Source organism: Ruegeria sp. MALMAid1280 (assembly GCF_049195285.1).
GTDB lineage: Bacteria > Pseudomonadota > Alphaproteobacteria > Rhodobacterales > Rhodobacteraceae > Ruegeria.
On sequence record NZ_JBMIRT010000057.1, the window covers coordinates 108,835 to 124,326 of the forward strand.

14 protein-coding genes are annotated in these 15,492 nt (G+C 60.0%); 8 read left to right on the forward strand and 6 right to left on the reverse strand.

The window, feature by feature from the left end; genetic code table 11:
• Positions 1–49: 49 nt before the first annotated feature.
• Together ACOQFT_RS16185 and ACOQFT_RS16190 are read left to right on the forward strand one after the other, a co-directional pair.
• On the forward strand, positions 50–670 hold the full coding sequence (locus ACOQFT_RS16185) for an HAD family hydrolase (RefSeq protein ID WP_421598922.1): 621 nt from the start codon (positions 50–52) through the stop codon (positions 668–670).
• Positions 667–1,575 (forward strand): ornithine cyclodeaminase family protein, encoded by a 909-nt coding sequence (locus ACOQFT_RS16190; RefSeq protein ID WP_421598923.1) that lies wholly within the window; start codon positions 667–669, stop codon positions 1,573–1,575. The genes ACOQFT_RS16185 and ACOQFT_RS16190 overlap by 4 nt, the downstream gene beginning before the upstream one ends.
• On the opposite strand, the gene ACOQFT_RS16195 is transcribed toward ACOQFT_RS16190, so the two are convergent.
• Positions 1,576–2,814, reverse strand: coding sequence for an MFS transporter (locus ACOQFT_RS16195; RefSeq protein WP_421598924.1), 1,239 nt, complete (start codon positions 2,812–2,814; stop codon positions 1,576–1,578).
• A 148-nt stretch (positions 2,815–2,962) separates the two neighbouring features.
• Between ACOQFT_RS16195 and zapE the strand changes: the two genes are divergently transcribed.
• Positions 2,963–4,021, forward strand: a complete 1,059-nt coding sequence (gene zapE, locus ACOQFT_RS16200; RefSeq protein WP_421598926.1) for a cell division protein ZapE — start codon at positions 2,963–2,965, stop codon at positions 4,019–4,021.
• A 75-nt stretch (positions 4,022–4,096) separates the two neighbouring features.
• Here zapE and ACOQFT_RS16205 read toward each other — a convergent pair whose 3' ends face one another.
• From ACOQFT_RS16205 to ACOQFT_RS16220, 4 genes are read right to left on the reverse strand one after another with little or no spacing between them, the layout of a single operon-like run.
• Positions 4,097–5,371, reverse strand: a complete 1,275-nt coding sequence (locus ACOQFT_RS16205) for a bifunctional folylpolyglutamate synthase/dihydrofolate synthase (RefSeq protein ID WP_421598927.1) — start codon at positions 5,369–5,371, stop codon at positions 4,097–4,099.
• Complete coding sequence (gene accD, locus ACOQFT_RS16210) at positions 5,368–6,300, reverse strand: acetyl-CoA carboxylase, carboxyltransferase subunit beta (RefSeq protein ID WP_421598928.1); 933 nt, start codon at positions 6,298–6,300, stop codon at positions 5,368–5,370. Before accD ends, ACOQFT_RS16205 begins: the two co-directional genes overlap by 4 nt.
• 59 nt (positions 6,301–6,359) lie before the next feature.
• Complete coding sequence (locus ACOQFT_RS16215) at positions 6,360–7,250, reverse strand: CPBP family intramembrane glutamic endopeptidase (RefSeq protein ID WP_421598929.1); 891 nt, start codon at positions 7,248–7,250, stop codon at positions 6,360–6,362.
• Positions 7,243–10,350, reverse strand: a complete 3,108-nt coding sequence (locus tag ACOQFT_RS16220) for an ABC transporter transmembrane domain-containing protein (protein WP_421598930.1) — start codon at positions 10,348–10,350, stop codon at positions 7,243–7,245. The genes ACOQFT_RS16215 and ACOQFT_RS16220 overlap by 8 nt, the downstream gene beginning before the upstream one ends.
• Before the next feature lie 241 nt (positions 10,351–10,591).
• Between ACOQFT_RS16220 and ACOQFT_RS16225 the strand changes: the two genes are divergently transcribed.
• From ACOQFT_RS16225 to ACOQFT_RS16245, 5 genes are all read left to right on the forward strand, one after another.
• On the forward strand, positions 10,592–11,353 hold the full coding sequence (locus ACOQFT_RS16225) for a DUF6478 family protein (protein WP_421598931.1): 762 nt from the start codon (positions 10,592–10,594) through the stop codon (positions 11,351–11,353).
• A gap of 11 nt (positions 11,354–11,364) precedes the next feature.
• Positions 11,365–11,724 carry a hypothetical protein gene (locus ACOQFT_RS16230; protein ID WP_421598932.1) on the forward strand — a complete coding sequence of 120 codons (360 nt, stop codon included), beginning with the start codon at positions 11,365–11,367 and terminating at the stop codon, positions 11,722–11,724.
• A gap of 78 nt (positions 11,725–11,802) precedes the next feature.
• Complete coding sequence (locus ACOQFT_RS16235) at positions 11,803–13,329, forward strand: MFS transporter (protein WP_421598933.1); 1,527 nt, start codon at positions 11,803–11,805, stop codon at positions 13,327–13,329.
• 96 nt (positions 13,330–13,425) lie between these two features.
• Positions 13,426–13,650, forward strand: coding sequence for a transcriptional regulator/antitoxin MazE (locus ACOQFT_RS16240; protein WP_421598934.1), 225 nt, complete (start codon positions 13,426–13,428; stop codon positions 13,648–13,650).
• Complete coding sequence (locus ACOQFT_RS16245; RefSeq protein WP_421598935.1) at positions 13,647–14,033, forward strand: type II toxin-antitoxin system death-on-curing family toxin; 387 nt, start codon at positions 13,647–13,649, stop codon at positions 14,031–14,033. The genes ACOQFT_RS16240 and ACOQFT_RS16245 overlap by 4 nt, the downstream gene beginning before the upstream one ends.
• A gap of 115 nt (positions 14,034–14,148) precedes the next feature.
• Here ACOQFT_RS16245 and ACOQFT_RS16250 read toward each other — a convergent pair whose 3' ends face one another.
• Positions 14,149–15,489, reverse strand: a complete 1,341-nt coding sequence (locus ACOQFT_RS16250; RefSeq protein WP_421598937.1) for a S41 family peptidase — start codon at positions 15,487–15,489, stop codon at positions 14,149–14,151.
• Between the last annotated feature and the right edge of the window lie 3 nt (positions 15,490–15,492).

Genomic DNA, 15,492 nt, shown 5'->3' on the forward strand with positions numbered 1-15,492 from the left:
GGGATTGGTTCAGTCGGCGCTAGCTGGATTGTTTTGACAGGGGCACATCATGCCGATTGAAGCCGTGATTTTCGACATCGGGAACGTTCTGATCGAATGGCAGCCCGAACGCTATTACGACAAGGTGATCGGGGAAGAGCGCCGCCGTGCCATGTTCGCCGAGGTCGATCTGCACGGGATGAACGATCTGGTGGATCAGGGGCATCATTTCACCGACACGATCTATGACTGGGCCGAGAAATACCCCGATTGGCGCGACGAGATTCGCATGTGGCATGACAAGTGGATCGAGCTAGCCGCACCAGAAATCCCGCACTCGGTTCGCCTACAGCGGGCCTTACGCGCCAGGAATGTCCCGGTTTTCGCGTTGACCAATTTCGGGGTGCAGAATTTCGACTATGCCACCACGGTCTATCCGTTCCTGAACGAATTCGATCGCCACTATGTCTCGGGTCGTATGAAGGCGGTAAAACCGCATGTTCCGATCTATGAAATGGTCGAGGCTGATTGTGGGGTCGCACCCGGGGCTCTTCTGTTCGCGGATGACCGGATCGACAATATCGAAACGGCGCGGGCGCGCGGGTGGCAGACGCATCACTTCACTGACCCGCAAGGTTGGGCAGACCGCCTGGTCGCCGAGGGCCTGTTGACCGAGGATGAGGCGCGGTGAATGTGCTACAGATCCCGTTTGCTGACGGAGAGGCAAATCTGGACTGGTTGGAACTGACCCGTGCCATCGCCGAAGGACATCAATGGCCCAAGGCTCAGATAGAAGATACGTTCCTGTATCGCGGCGCGGATACGCTCCTGTCGCGGTCTGCCTGGGTCGATGGGTTGGGCATCGCCGTGAAATCCACCACCATTTTTCCGGGCAATGTGCAGGCCGGGCGTCCTGCGATCGATGGGTCTGTATGCGTTTATGACGACGCAGATGGGCGATTGGCGGCGCTGGTCGACTTTTTCCTGGTGACCAAGTGGAAGACCGCGGCGGATAGTCTGCTGGGTGCGCTGCGGCTGGCCAACCCGGACAGCCGCGACATTCTGATTGTCGGCGCGGGCCCGGTTGCCGAATCCCTGTGCGAAGCTTTTGCCGCCGGCTTCCCGCAGGCCGCAATTCGGTTGTGGAACCGGACGAATTCCAACGCCGAGGCTTTGGCCGCGAAGCTGGAACACGTCGACGTTGAATATGATCTGGCCGATGCGGTGGATCGGGCCGACGTTATCGTAACCGCCACAATGAGCACCCAGCCTTTCATCAAGGGCGAATGGTTGCGCCCGGGTCAGCATCTGAATCTTGTCGGCGCCTTTCGGCCCGAAATGCGCGAGGCCGAAGACCTGGCGCTGCAACGCGCCCGTATCTACATGGACAGCTTTGATTCGACCGTTGATCATATTGGTGAGATCAAGATACCGATTGAAAAGGGCGTGATCACGCATGGCGACTTGGTGGCCGACTACTACAATCTGGACCGGTTTGCCCCCGATCCAACCGCGATCACGCTGTTCAAGAATGGCGGCGGGGCGCATCTGGACCTGATGACCAGCCAGTACATTATCAGCAAATACCAGACGTGATCAGGCGACGGCCATCTGAGGTCTGTTCTCGCGGATGGGCAGGTGGACGATGGCGCTGAAGGCGCCGACGGCCACACCGATCCACCAGACCATCGTATAGTCGCCGTAGACGTCATACATACGACCGCCCAGCCAGACTCCGAGGAAGCCTCCGATCTGGTGGCTGAGGAAGATAAAGCCATAGAGCGTGCCCATGTAGCGCAGCCCATAGAGATGCGCGACGAGGCCCGAGGTCAGCGGAACTGTGGCCAGCCAGAGCGAGCCCATGACGATTGAGAACACGATGACCGACATCGGGGTGATCGGCATGATGATGAAGACGGCGGCCGCAAGAGTGCGGCCAGTATAAATGGCTGCCAGCAAGTATTTCTTGGGGAAATGGTTGCCCGCCCAGCCTGCCAGAAGCGTACCGGCGATATTGGCCAATCCCACCAACGAGATGGCCACGGCGCCCAAGGCGGATGTGGTTGTGATGCCCAGCGAATGCAGAACGCCGCCGGGCTGGATCGGGCCGCACATCTCGGTCACGAAGGCGGGGAAATGCGCGGTGATGAAGGCCAGTTGATAACCGCAGCTGAAAAAGCCCAGAAAGATCATGGCGTAAGACGGGTCACGGAAGGCGCGACCTAATATTTGGCTCATGCTCTCTTCCAGTTCCGCCTTGCTGACCGGCTGCGGCGCGCGCATGAAGGGCAGCGTCAGCACCAGGGCAAGGATTGCGGCGGCGAAAACGATGAAAACCTGTTGCCATGGCAGGAAGGTCAGCAGCCACTCGGCCGTTGGTGCACCGATCACCTGACCGAAACTGCCCGCCGCCGTCACAATGGCCAGAGACATCGAGCGGTTCTTGTCCGACGATGCGCGCCCAACCACGGCCAGCACCACGCCGAACCCGGTGCCCGCGATGCCGAAGCCCACCAGCCAAGCATACATCTGGTGACCAAACGGCGTGACCGACCAGGCCGACAGCACCATCCCGGCGGCGTAGGTCAGCGCGCCCAGAATGATCGCCTTGCGGTCCCCGACCTTTTCGGCGATCGCGGCAAAGATCGGTTGCCCGATCCCCCAGGCGAGGTTCTGGATCGCAATCGCCAGCGAAAAATCGGTGCGCAGCCAGCCAAACTCGCTGGCAATCGGGATCTGGAACACCCCGAATGAGGCGCGCACGGCGAAACTGACCGCGATGATGATACATCCAACGATCAGGATCGGGTTCAGCAGGCGAGCAGATTGCGGCATTCGGGCCTCGGGGAATGGATTTGGCGAAAATTAGCGGTTTTGAACACCGCGTCAAATCAGCAGATTTGCGGTCTGGGTTAAGGAAATTTGATGCGTCGACAATTTGGCTGCTTTTCAAGCTTCAAAGGGCGCGCTATGGCTCGGGTTCATGACGGATTTAATTTCGCTTTATAACGACCGGGTTGCACAGGGCATCCTGACACGGGATGACGCGCAAGAGGCGGTGCTGCCCCATTTCGAGCGCATTCGTGCAGCCCTTGCCGCCCCGGTCAAGCGCGGATTGTTTCGCAAAGCGCCTCCGCCGCCGAAAGGGTTGTATCTTTGGGGGGGTGTCGGGCGCGGCAAGTCGATGCTGATGGATATGTTCGTTGATGCGTTGCAGGATGTGCCCGCGCGGCGCGTACACTTCCACGCTTTCATGCAGGAAATCCATGCGGGTATGCACAAGGCCCGTCAGGAGGGGGTCGAGGATGCACTGGCCCCGGTAGCGCAGGAGGTTGTTAAGACGGTCAAGCTGTTGGCCTTTGACGAGATGCAGATCACCGATATCACCGATGCGATGATCGTGGGGCGGTTGTTCGACCTGCTGTTCGAAGGTGGGGTTGTGGTGGTGACGACCTCGAACCGGCATCCCGACGATCTTTATAAGGACGGGCTGAACCGGCAGCTGTTCCTGCCTTTTATCGCCCATATCAAGGACCAGCTACGGGTATGGGAGCTGGTCTCGCCCACCGATTATCGCCAGAACCGGCTGGAAGGGGCGCCGGTTTATTTCACGCCAATCGGTCCCGAAGCGCGGCAGAGCGTTCGGAGCGTCTGGAACGATCTATCGGGAGGCAAGGCCGAGCCGCTGATCCTGCAGGTCAAGGGTCGCGCGGTTGAGTTGCCCGCCTTTCGCAACGGCGTCGCGCGGGCGTCGTTCTATGATCTGTGCGGACGGATGCTGGGGCCTGCGGATTATCTGGCGATTGCCGAGGAACTGAAGGTTCTGGTGTTGGAAGATATTCCGCGCCTGTCGCGGAACAACTTCAACGAAGCCAAGCGGTTCGTGACCCTGATTGATGCGCTGTATGAAGCAAAGGTGCGTCTGATCTGTTCTGCCGCAGCCGAACCCGAAATGCTGTATGTCGAGGGCGAAGGGAGGTTTGAATTTGAACGCACCGCCTCGCGCCTTCGGGAAATGCAGGATCAGGATTGGGGGAAATAGGGGGCGCTGCCCCCGCCGCGCTTTGCGCGCCTCCCCCGGAGTATTTTTCAAAAGGTGAATCTGCGCGGATTTTGTTCAGCCGTTTTCGCGCAGGATGTTGCCAGCCAGATAAAGCGAGCCGCAAATCAGCACGCGGGCCTGCGGGTTTTCCGCCACTATTGTTTCCAGCGCATCAGCGACGCTGTCAGCGGTTGTGGCGGGCAAATCGACCCTGGCTGCGGCTGCGGCGGTGTCCTTGGCGCTGAGCGTGGCGGCTTCTCCGGGGATGGAGACGGCGGTCAGGCTTTGGGCGCGCTTCGCCAGCGGAGCCAGATAGCCGGTGACGTCCTTGGTGTTGAGCATACCGCAGATCATATGGGTCGGGCGGTCTGGCAGCTTGGCCAGTACGTCAGCCAACGCGATCCCTGCGGCGGCATTGTGGCCACCGTCCAGCCAGAGCTCGGCCTGCGGGGCGGCCTTGACCAGAGGTCCAGTTTTCAGGCGTTGCATCCGTGCGGGCCATTCGGCCTTGGTCACGGCGGCCTCATAGGCGTCATCGCCCATGTTCAGGTGGCGCAGAACCGCCAGCGCGGCGCCGGCGTTCTGGATCTGGTGCGCGCCCAACAGGTTCGGCAGCGGCAGGTCGCGCAGGCCGGTTTCGTCCTGATAGATCAGGCGTCCGTTTTCCTCATGCACGTGCCAGTGCTGGCCGTGGACCAGCAGCCGTGCCCCTAGGCGCGCGGCGGTGTACTCGATGACCTCCAAGGCTTCGTCCTGTTGCGGGCCGACAATGCAGGGGACGCCGGGCTTAATGATGCCTGCCTTTTCTGCGGCAATCTTGCCCAGCGTGTTGCCCAGAAACTGTTCGTGGTCGATCGAGATTGGGGTGATCACCGTAACAGCGGGTTGGTGGACGACATTGGTTGCATCCAGACGACCGCCCAGGCCGACCTCAAGCAACGTGAAATCCGCCTGCGCCCGGGCAAAGGCAAGCAGGGCAGCGCAGGTTGTGATCTCGAAATAGGTGATGTTCTCGCCATTATTCGCGGCGTAGCACTCATCCAGAACCGCCGTCAGGTCAGTTTCCGAGATCAGTTCTCCGGCCAAACGGATGCGTTCGTGAAACCGTGCCAAGTGCGGAGAGGTATAGGCGTGGGCTGACAGCCCTGCCCCTTCAAGACCGGCCCGGATCATGGCCTGGGTCGAGCCTTTGCCATTGGTTCCGGCAATATGGATCACCGGTGGCAGTTTGGTCTGCGGGTTGTCCAAAGCGTCCAGCAGACGCCAGACACGATCCAAGGTCAGATCAATGATCTTGGGATGCAGCGCCATCATCCGGTCAAGGATGAGGTCGGATGTCTGGCCGGTCATTTCTCGCCCGCGTCCTCGGCCGGTGCGTCAGCAGAGGATTCTTCGGGCTCGGGCGCAGGCAGGTCGCCTTTGACCGCCGGAGGCTGGTTCATCAGCATACGCGTGATGGTGATCAGCTCCTCGCGCATCTCGGTGCGTTTGGTGACGCGGTCCAGCATCCCGTGATCCAGCAGGTATTCGGCGCGCTGGAACCCTTCGGGCAGTTTTTCGCGGATAGTTTGTTCTATCACGCGCGGCCCGGCAAAACAGATCAGCGCGTTGGGTTCCGAGATATGCACGTCACCCAGCATTGCATAGGACGCGGTAACGCCTCCGGTGGTGGGGTGAGTCAGCACGACGATATAAGGCAGGTTTGCCTCTTTCAGCATTTCGACGGCTACGGTGGTGCGTGGCATTTGCATCAGGCTGAGGATGCCCTCCTGCATCCGCGCGCCGCCCGCGGCCGAGAACAGGATCAACGGGCGCTTCAGCTTTACCGCCTCTTGCGCGGCGGCGATGATGGCGTTGCCAACATACATGCCCATCGACCCGCCCATGAACGAGAAATCCTGCGCGGCGGCGATGATCGGCGTGCGGCCAATTTCACCGCTGGCGACCAGCATCGCCTCTTTCTCACCGGTTTTTTTCTGCGCTGCTTTCATCCGGTCAGGGTATTTCTTCTGGTCGCGGAATTGCAGCGGGTCGTCTTTTGGTGCGGGCACCTCGACTTCGGCGAAAATGCCACCGTCAAACAGGTGCTTGAACCGATCGCGCGGGGTGATCGCCATGTGATGATCGCACTGGGTGCACACATTCTGGTTTTCGGCCAACTCGCGGTGGAACAGCATCGTGCCGCATTCGTCGCACTTGTGCCAAAGGTTTTCGGGCACCTCCCGGCGCGAGAAGATCGAGTTGATCCGGGGGCGGACGTAGTTTGTGATCCAGTTCATGTCGGAACCTTGCTTGAGCGGCGTTGACGTCAAATAAGACGCAACGGAAGGAAATGCAATCAACGCCTGAGCGCAAGACGCGCTGTCAGCCAACAGACAATCATCACCGCGAAATCCACGAACAGCCATTGTCGCAGCATTCCTGTCTCGGTCATCTCATATGGCAGCAGGTACAGCGCTAGCCCGCTGAGGGTGTCAGGCAGCGAAATGAACAGAAGTGCGACAGTATTGTTGAGGAAATGCAAAGCAATAGCAGGCCCCAGAGTTCCGGATCTTGCGGTCAGATCTGCCGCCAGCAGGCCGAACACAAAGGCCCAGATCGTCACGAGAAGCGCATTATCCCCGGTCACACCCGGCGCGTAGTGCCCGGCGGCAAACAAAGCCGAGGGCAGGCCCATCCAGATCACCGGAGACCGAAATCTGGCCGCAAGGGATTGCTGGATATACCCTCGAAACAACACTTCCTCGGCGCTGGTCTGAATCAGTACTGCAAATGCCGACACCGGCAGGAGTAACAGCCATGTGGGCAAGGCGAGGTTTTGGGTCAGCGGTTTCCCCATCCCGTATGGCGGCAAAACGGCCATGACCACGCCCAGAACCGTCAGGGCCAGCGCCACAAGAACAAATTGCTGTCGGAACAGGTTGCGCGGCCCAAGAATCGCCCGTAGCGACCGCTGTTGCATTTGCCGGGCGGCAACAGCGACCCCTAGCGTCAGAAATCCGAAACTCATCAGCAAGACCAGCGTTGCCACCACAGACGTGCCGCGCAGAAAACCCTGCGCCTGATCCGGAGGGATCAGACCGCCGATGAGAGCGAACAGAACCGAATTCAGCGTCACATACAGCACGCCGACAATGACCAGTCCGACCAGCAGACGCCAAAGCTCGGGCCGGGCGCGGGCATTGGCCACAAGCAGTTCATGGGCGGAATAGGCGGCGGGTTCACGCATTGTTGCCGGTGCTCTCGCCTTCGATGGATTGCGGCAAATCCGGGAAGACATCGGCGGTTTTCTGGACCTCGTTCAGCCTAGTCGACAAAGTGGTCAGATATCCCGCGACGGTCTGCAACAGCTGAACCGCGACCGAGGCGTCGCTTTCGATCACCGCACGCAATTCCTCGGCGCCGATGCGCAGGAAGGTGCAATCCGTGATGGCTTCCAGATCCAGTTGACGGAGATCGCCGGTGATGATCGACAGATCACCGATCAGGCGGCCGGGTTCGACAATCGAGATGGGGCGCGTGCCGCCGCCTTCTTCGGTCCAGATCAGATTGGCCTGCCCCTTGATGCACAGATAGGCCGCATCGGGCGCCTGACCGCGGGAGAAAATCATCTGTCCCTCGCCCGCCTCGTACCATTGTGCCGAAAACGCCAGCAGGCGCTGGTTGCGCGCGTCGATGCCCGAAAACAGCTCGGTCGAGGCGATAATCTGCAACTTCCGGCTCAGATCGGCCGAGGTTCCCTCTTCGTGGTGGCCTTGGGTCCGCGCAACACCGTCGATGCGCCCATCCTTGATTTCGATGAACAAATCATAGGCCTCGGGGTGGGCAAAGTGATCCTCCATGAAGATCATGATCGAATCCGGCAGCAATTCGCGCAGTCGCAGACGCGTGCGCAGGCGGCTTTGGGAATCGTGGCTGGCCAGCGCCTTGTCGAGGATCAGAATATCGGGGCGCTTGATCCCCGCCCGCGAAAACGCCGCGCGTTCCTGAAATACGGTCGGCAGGTTGTTTCCGCCCAAACCGGTGGGCAGGTCGAACATGGTGGAGGCAGCCCGGCGTCGCAGCCCGGCCTCGTTGATGGCCTGCGCCACAACGTCCTCGATTTCCTCGGCATGGGCGCCCGCCATCAGCGACACCCGCCCGTACAGCGCGTTTTCCATCACCGTCAGCCGCGGCAAATAACTGTCCGGAGACAGCGGCACGAACATCTCACCCAGCGCCCGGCGCAGGCTCTCGGAATGGTTTTTGCGGATGGAGAGGATCTTGTCCTTGTATTCATCGGGGAAATCGGGGCCGATCTGCTCGGCTGTCAGCAGGAACGGGATGGTCAGCAGCAGCGACCGTTCCGAGTCGCTGATCCCGCCGTCCCCTTTGGATTTAAGCCGATCTTTGATGTCTAGCAGGCGGTGGTACATGTCTTTCGTCATCCCCAGACGCAGAAACAGCGGGTGATCCGTTCCGTCGCGGCCAAAAGCCTGATCCAGGGTTTCAAGAACGGTGGTGCCCATCGTCATGGCATCGCCGGCCAGATCAGGCATTCCGAACATGTTCCTGAACCGCGTGTCACTGGCCAGCGTCTCGGGCGTGATGTCCCGCGACGGGGTGGCAAACAACAGGTTGCCGCCCAGCGGAACAGCCGGATTAAAGCGGTCAGGGTCGAAGCGGTAGACATGGCGGTCCAGCCCCTTTTCCTTTAATCGCAGGGCCACGGTTTCGCGCAGATTTACGACCCCTTGCGCCAAAACCGGGTGCAGTTTCGGGTCAAACCGCGTGCGCAGGGTGCGCCGCAGCATAAACTCGTCGATCCCCATCGCCTCGACCAGTTTGAACCACCAGTCCCGGATGTCGTCGATATCGTCCAGCCCGGCCAAATCCGGATCGATCCATTCATCGGCCAGCGAATCCGTAGGATTGCCTGCCCGGGCTGCTTCGATTTGCCAACGTTTTGGGGCTTTTTCCGCCTCAGCCTCGTGTTGCGGATGCGGACGCAGCGGCATCAACAGGTTGTCGCCCAGGGTGCCGTTAAACAGGTACGGCCGGGAATAAGCGTATCCGATGCGCGCCGCGATCACGGTCTGATGCAGGTCTTTCAGGTTATGACCGGCCATGATGACCTCGCCCTGCACCGGCAGGACTTCGCGGGTCAGCACCTGCGCCAGCGCATTGCGTTCCGAGGCCTGGCCGGACCGGATGGCGACGCGGGCGCCCTTTGGAATGGTCAGGTCGATATCTTCCAGTACTGTCTTGCCGTCCTCGTCGCGCACGGTCACGTTGCGCAGCTTAATTTCGCCGTTCAGATGCGGGATCACTTCGGGCTTGCCCACGAACAGCTCTTCCGGGATCATGTTCGAAGGCGCAAAGCGTTCGGTCACCACCTCCCACCGCAGGGACATGTCCTGAACCTGATTGTAATAGGTCAGCAGATCCTTCCACGGGCCGCTGAGGTCCTTGTAGGCCCCAAGCGCCGCCACCAGAGCGCCCACCGTCACCTCTCCCTTGATCGCCAGATAACCGCCGACCGAGTAAAACAGGAACGGTGTCATCTGCGTGATCAGATTGTTGAGGAATTTCATGAAGAATTTCTTGTTGTAGATCTTGAACCGGATCTCGAACAAGAGCCCCAACCGGTGGCTGAACTGCGCCAGCCGATACCGCCAGCCGCCATTGGTGCGCAGATCGCTGATGCCCGCGGCGCTTTCACCGATCTCGGAGCTGAGGTTGCGCACCTCCTGAATACGTTCCTTGTTCAGCAGGTTGATCTGGCGTTGCAGTTTCGGGATCAACCATGCCTGCAGCGGGATCAGCGCGATGCTGGCCAGCCCGAACCAGACGCTCTGCATGAACAGGAAGGTGACGATGGTCATCATCTGGCCGAACTGGAACACCGGTTGGGCGATGGCGTCGCCCATCAGCCCGCCCATCGGCTCCGCCTCGGAGGTGATCATCGACACCAGCTCACCTTGGCTGGTGGTGGCGAAATAAGATTTCGGGAATCGCATGGTGCGGTGGATCAGGGTGAAGCGCAGGCGACGCAGCATACGCTCGGCCAGAATGCCCTTCATCGTGTTGATGCGCATCTTCATCAGACCGCTGGCAATCACCGTGGCCAGAAAGGCAAAGCACAGGATCATCAGATACTGCACCTGGGTCACCGTGAAGTCCAGAACTGTGACCGAGTCACCGGGGGCACCGATGGCACCGTTGATAATCTGCTTGGGCAGTTCAAGCGAGGCGTAGAGAAACGGGAACGACAGGATCGTCAACAACAGCAAGACAAGCTGTTGTTTCCTGGAATGTTTCCAGATGAATGCGAACAGAGTGGGTTCCATGCCCCGGTCGTGCCTCAGATTTATTGGATGCGTTTTGGGTCAGCCAGTGCAATCCGGTGACAGACGGTACGCACTGACTCCGGCGAATGCAAGAATGCGGCGGGGTAACAGATTGCGACCCGGTTGGCCACCCGCCCAGCCATTCACGAATTTGAAAATTTTGATCCGCAAAATCGTTTATTCACCTTTAATCCCTGTGTCGTCTTTGACTAAACAGGGTCAAATTCTGAATGATGGGGCCATGGGCAGACTTCTGGATCGCTATATTCATCGCCGGGTTGTAGCGCGTTGGCGCGCGGCGCTGAGTGGCGCGGACGAAGCACCCGAGCCGCAGCTGCGGCTGCAGCGTGACGAAGCCCGCAAGCTGCGCACCCAGCTGGACATGCTGATCCATGAAGCCGATGGCCGTTTGGCCCGCCCCAGAATCGGGTCGCTGCAGTTTCCCAAACCTCTGGGTACGGATTGGTGCTGGCGGCCGGATATGTGGCGTGGGCCGCTGCCGCGCCCCGGTGTGGCCTCGGCCCCGCGCAGGGCGCAGATGGATCGGCAGGTGACGCTGTTCCACGATTGCCCCTTGGCCGAGATCGGGATGCGGCAGACCCGGAATTCCCGCGACAAGGATCTGGCCGCATTCGGACTGACGGTCGATGTGTTCGGGTTTTCAGGCTCGTTCCTGTCCCTGTCCGTTGCGCTGCCGCCCGAGGCCGCGCAGGGGCTGACCAAGCAGCATCTGATGCGCGTTGACGTGCAGGTTGAGCTGGAACAGCCGCTTGAGATGTTTGCCCGGCTCAACATCCAGCACGGCCCCAATACCGAACAGGTGCTGCGCAAGCTGGACCTGTCCACCCCGTCCAATTCTGTTGACTTCGATCTGGCCCACCTGCCCCTGAACGAGCAGCGGATCGAGAAGATCTGGCTGGACCTGATCTTTGACAATCCACATATGAACCGTGCCACGCTGCACGATCTGACCTTTTGCCGCCACCACCGCGCCGATTTATAAGAGTTCCGACCATGACGCTTCCGACATTGACGCCGATCCGGTTCGAAAACGGTCTCTGGCAAGGGCATCTGCAGGCCGACAGCGAGCCCCAGGTCGAAGTGCGCTATCTGGGTGAAACCCTAGACGGTGTGCGGGTTTCGGCATCTGACGACGGCTGGAACCTGAGCGTTCCCGTACCCGTGGCCGCACTTTCCGACGGAGTGCATTGCTTTGTGATCGTGGGTGCGGCGACCTCGGAAAAGCTTGGCGATTTCACCATCATTGCAGGCTCTCCCGCGGCGGATGACCTACGCGCCGAGGTCGAACTTTTGCGCGCCGAGCTGGACATGCTGAAACGCGCCTTTCGCCGAACGCAAAGCGGCGCCGAGTGATCCGCCCGGGGCAAGTCCCTATCTTTTCACCGGAATTCCGTGCATCCTAGGGTGACCCGCAGCAGCCTGGGCAAACTCATGGATCGCAGCAGCATCGTCAAAGTCATTGCATTGATGGTGACGGGGTTCGGGATCGGCATCGACTTTACTGGCGCGCTGATCCTGGTTCCGGCCATTGAAAACAGTTTCGATGCGGATATCACCAGCACGCAATGGGTTCTGAACATCTACGCCCTGTTCTTCGCCATGACCATGGTCGCCGGAGGGCGCATGGGCGATATGTTCGGTCACCGCAAGATGATGCTGATCGGACTGTCGATCTTTCTGTTCTCGTCCGTCATGTGCTTTGTCTCGCCCAGTCTGGACTTCCTGATTGCTGCCCGTGCCTTGCAGGGGATCGGCGCGGGATGCGTCTGGCCCTGCACGCTGGCGTTCGGTGCGACTAAGGTCTCGCGGCCCGAACATCGGGCCATGATCATGGGGCTGATCCTGGCGGGCGTCACTTGCGGCAACGTCTTTGGGCCTCTGATCAGCGGAATGGTGGTCAATCTGGGAGACTGGCGGCTGTTTTTCCTGGCCAACGTGGTGTTCTCGACCATCTCGATGGTGACTGCCCTGCTGCTGATGCAGCGCGAAACCCAGCACAAGCAAGGGGAGCATATCGACTTTGCCGGGATGGGCGTGCTGTCCTTTGCCGTCTTGCTGTTGCTTTACGGGTTGGATGTGGGCGCGGACTGGGGCTGGACTTCGGCCCCGTTGCTGATGCTGTTCTTTGTCAGCGCGGTGTTGTTCGTTCTATTCCCGCAGGTGGAAAAACGGGTGAAAGAGCCGCTGTTACTGCCGCAGATGATGGCGAACCGCGAATTTCGCATCACCTTGGGGCTGAACATGTTCAACGTGTCGGCCGCCTTTGTCGGGCTGATGTATTTCCCGCAATACATGCAAAAGGTTCTGGGCTGGTCGACCTTGCAGTCGGCTTTTGGGCTGGCACCGCTGACGGTTCTTCTGGCGGTTGGGTCCATCCTGTCGGGCCGGTTGTATAACGATTTCGGCCCCAAACGGCTTTTGCTCTGGGGGTATCTCTGTGCCACAGTCGGGGCCGCCAGCGTTGTGGTGATGCCCGCAGGGCTCGGATATTTCCAGATCCTGCCGGGCATGGCGATGATCGGTTTGGGCGCGACGCTGACGGTCGGGCCATCCGGCACCGCCGCCGTCTGTGCGGTGAAACCGGAACGGGCGGGTCTGGTCGGTGGGCTGAGTTTCATGACCCATCTGGTCTATGGCGCCATCTCGGTCGCCTGCGCCACTGCGATCATGTACCTTGTCAGCCTGCGCAGCCTGGGTGAGCGGCTGGCATCCGCCGGGATTGACCTCTCGGAAGCCAACCAGAGGGCCATAAACGGGGGAACGCTGACCACACCCTCTGCCAAGGCCGTTATGGAAAAACTGAGTCCCGCCGAGGTCGAAAAGGTCAAATCCGCCATCGCCGCTTCGTTTGATGCCGGAATGAACATGGCCTTCATCTTTGCGACCATTTCCGTTTCGGTCGGCGTCTTGCTGGCAATAATGCTGGATGAGGAAAAGCTGCATAAGGTGGAAGGCTGATCCCATTGGCTAAAGGTCAATTCCGGATGAGTCAGTTGAAACTTGCCAGTTTCACCTCAGAAGGGTATATACATTAATATATACCGGGAGAACCCAATGATCGAAACCAAGATCCGCAAGGTCGGAAACTCGGCCGTCATGACGCTGTCCACCGAGATGCTGACCATCCTCGATGCCAAAGAGGGTGATACCCTTTTCGTCTTGCGCGGTGATGATGGCACGCTGAAAATCATGGCCCATGACCCTTCGGTCGCCGAGGCGCTTGAGGCCGCAGAGGTTGTCATGGATGAGAACCGCGATCTGCTTCAGGCGCTTGCGTGAAGCCCCTGACCTGGGTCCCTCTGGCGGCGGTTGTCGCTATTCACGACAGACAGATATCACGACATGGCGGCGCCCCCGGAATGCGGGATCGCGCCCTTTTGGAGATGGGCTGCGCAAGGGCCATGAACCTTGCGGCCTATGCCGATGCCGATCTTGCCGAAATTGCAGCCGCCTACGCTTTTGGCATCGCCAAGGCGCATGCTTTCGTCGACGGCAACAAGAGAACGGCGTTTGTGACCGCCCTTACTTTCCTGCGACTTAACGGGCATGCCTTTCTTCCGGATCCAACCAAGGGTGTATTGATGATGGAAGGTCTGGCGGCAGGTCGAATTGATGAAGCAGAGTTTGCAAACTGGGTTAAAGCAGGCTGGAAGCCGATCTGAGCCTGTCAGAGAACGCGTCCCGGACAAACCAAGCCAAACGGAAAGCCCCGCCGAAAAACGAGCGGGGCTTTCAATATCCTGTATCAGAGGCCCCTCATGAGGCGGCCTCGGTATATCACTGAGACGGCCCGTTCGGGTTGAATGCCGACAGACCCTTTAGGATGTCGATGGCATAGGCCAGCTGATAATCTTCTTCCCGCAGTTCCGCAGTTGCTTCGGCGCGGGCACGGTCTTCTTCGATCTGACGGATTTCATCCTCGCTGAGGCTGTCATTGTTCAGACTGCCGCGCAGGTCAGCTTCGGACCGGGCCGGGCTGTTCGCGTCCTCGTCATCTGTCGCAGGTGCCGGGCGCGGCTGTTCGACGATGATGTCGGGGCTGACGCCAAGCGCCTGGATCGAGCGGCCCGACGGCGTGTAATACCGCGATGTGGTCAGGCGCATCGCACCGTCTCCGCGCAGGGGCATCACCGTCTGCACCGAGCCTTTGCCAAAGCTCTTGGTGCCGACAACGATGGCGCGGCGGTGATCCTGCAGCGCGCCAGCCACGATCTCGGAGGCTGAGGCCGACCCGCCATTGATCAGAACCACGATCGGCTTGCCTTCGGCCAAATCGCCGGGGGTGGCGTTGAACCGCTCGCCCTCACCCGGATCGCGACCGCGGGTCGAGACGATCTCGCCTTCGTTCAGGAACGCATCCGACACCTTGATCGCCTGCGTCAGCAGACCACCCGGGTTGTTGCGCAGGTCCAGAACAAAGCCGTTGACCTTTTCGATGCCGCCAGCTTCTTCGATCTGAGCGCTCAAACCTTCCTCAAGGTTGGGGAAGGTCTGATCGTTGAACGTGGTGACCCGCAGCACGACACTGGTGCCTTCGGTGCGGGCGCGCACGGCGGTCAGTTTGATGGTGTCGCGGATGATGGTGACGTCGAACGGTTCCTGTTCACCTTCGCGCACGACCGTGATCACGATTTCGGACCCGACCGGGCCGCGCATCAGATCAACCGCCTTGTCCAGCGTCAGGCCCAGAATGCTTTCGCCATCGACATGGGTGATGAAATCGCCGGCTTCGATCCCGGCCGCATCTGCGGGCGTATCGTCGATGGGCGAGACGACCTTCACAAAGCCCTCTTCTTGCGTAACCTCGATGCCTAACCCGCCGAACTCACCACGGGTCTGCACGCGCATCTGCTCGGCATCGTCGGGCGAAAGATAGCTGGAATGCGGGTCCAGCGACGTCAGCATGCCGTCAATCGCGGCTTCGATCAGTTCCTCGGGCTCGACCTCTTCGACATATTGCGCACGAATGCGTTCGAAAATGTCGCCGAACAGATCCAGCTGCTCATAGACGGTGGCATTGTTCTCGGCCTCCTGCGCCAGCAGAGGGCCTGCGATCTGAGTGGTTGCGATTACGCCTGCCACGGTTCCGGCCAGAGCGGCCATCACAAATTTCTTCATACG

Bases quoted from the DNA above. Each gene is read 5' to 3' on its own strand.
- ACOQFT_RS16185 (WP_421598922.1), top strand. From the start codon at position 50: ATGCCGATTGAAGCCGTGATTTTCGACATCGGGAACGTTCTGATCGAA.
- ACOQFT_RS16195 (WP_421598924.1), bottom strand. From the start codon at position 2,814: ATGCCGCAATCTGCTCGCCTGCTGAACCCGATCCTGATCGTTGGATGT.
- zapE (WP_421598926.1), top strand. From the start codon at position 2,963: ATGACGGATTTAATTTCGCTTTATAACGACCGGGTTGCACAGGGCATC.
- ACOQFT_RS16205 (WP_421598927.1), bottom strand. From the start codon at position 5,371: ATGACCGGCCAGACATCCGACCTCATCCTTGACCGGATGATGGCGCTG.
- accD (WP_421598928.1), bottom strand. From the start codon at position 6,300: ATGAACTGGATCACAAACTACGTCCGCCCCCGGATCAACTCGATCTTC.
- ACOQFT_RS16215 (WP_421598929.1), bottom strand. From the start codon at position 7,250: ATGCGTGAACCCGCCGCCTATTCCGCCCATGAACTGCTTGTGGCCAAT.
- ACOQFT_RS16220 (WP_421598930.1), bottom strand. From the start codon at position 10,350: ATGGAACCCACTCTGTTCGCATTCATCTGGAAACATTCCAGGAAACAA.
- ACOQFT_RS16225 (WP_421598931.1), top strand. From the start codon at position 10,592: ATGGGCAGACTTCTGGATCGCTATATTCATCGCCGGGTTGTAGCGCGT.
- ACOQFT_RS16230 (WP_421598932.1), top strand. From the start codon at position 11,365: ATGACGCTTCCGACATTGACGCCGATCCGGTTCGAAAACGGTCTCTGG.
- ACOQFT_RS16235 (WP_421598933.1), top strand. From the start codon at position 11,803: ATGGATCGCAGCAGCATCGTCAAAGTCATTGCATTGATGGTGACGGGG.
- ACOQFT_RS16240 (WP_421598934.1), top strand. From the start codon at position 13,426: ATGATCGAAACCAAGATCCGCAAGGTCGGAAACTCGGCCGTCATGACG.
- ACOQFT_RS16250 (WP_421598937.1), bottom strand. From the start codon at position 15,489: ATGAAGAAATTTGTGATGGCCGCTCTGGCCGGAACCGTGGCAGGCGTA.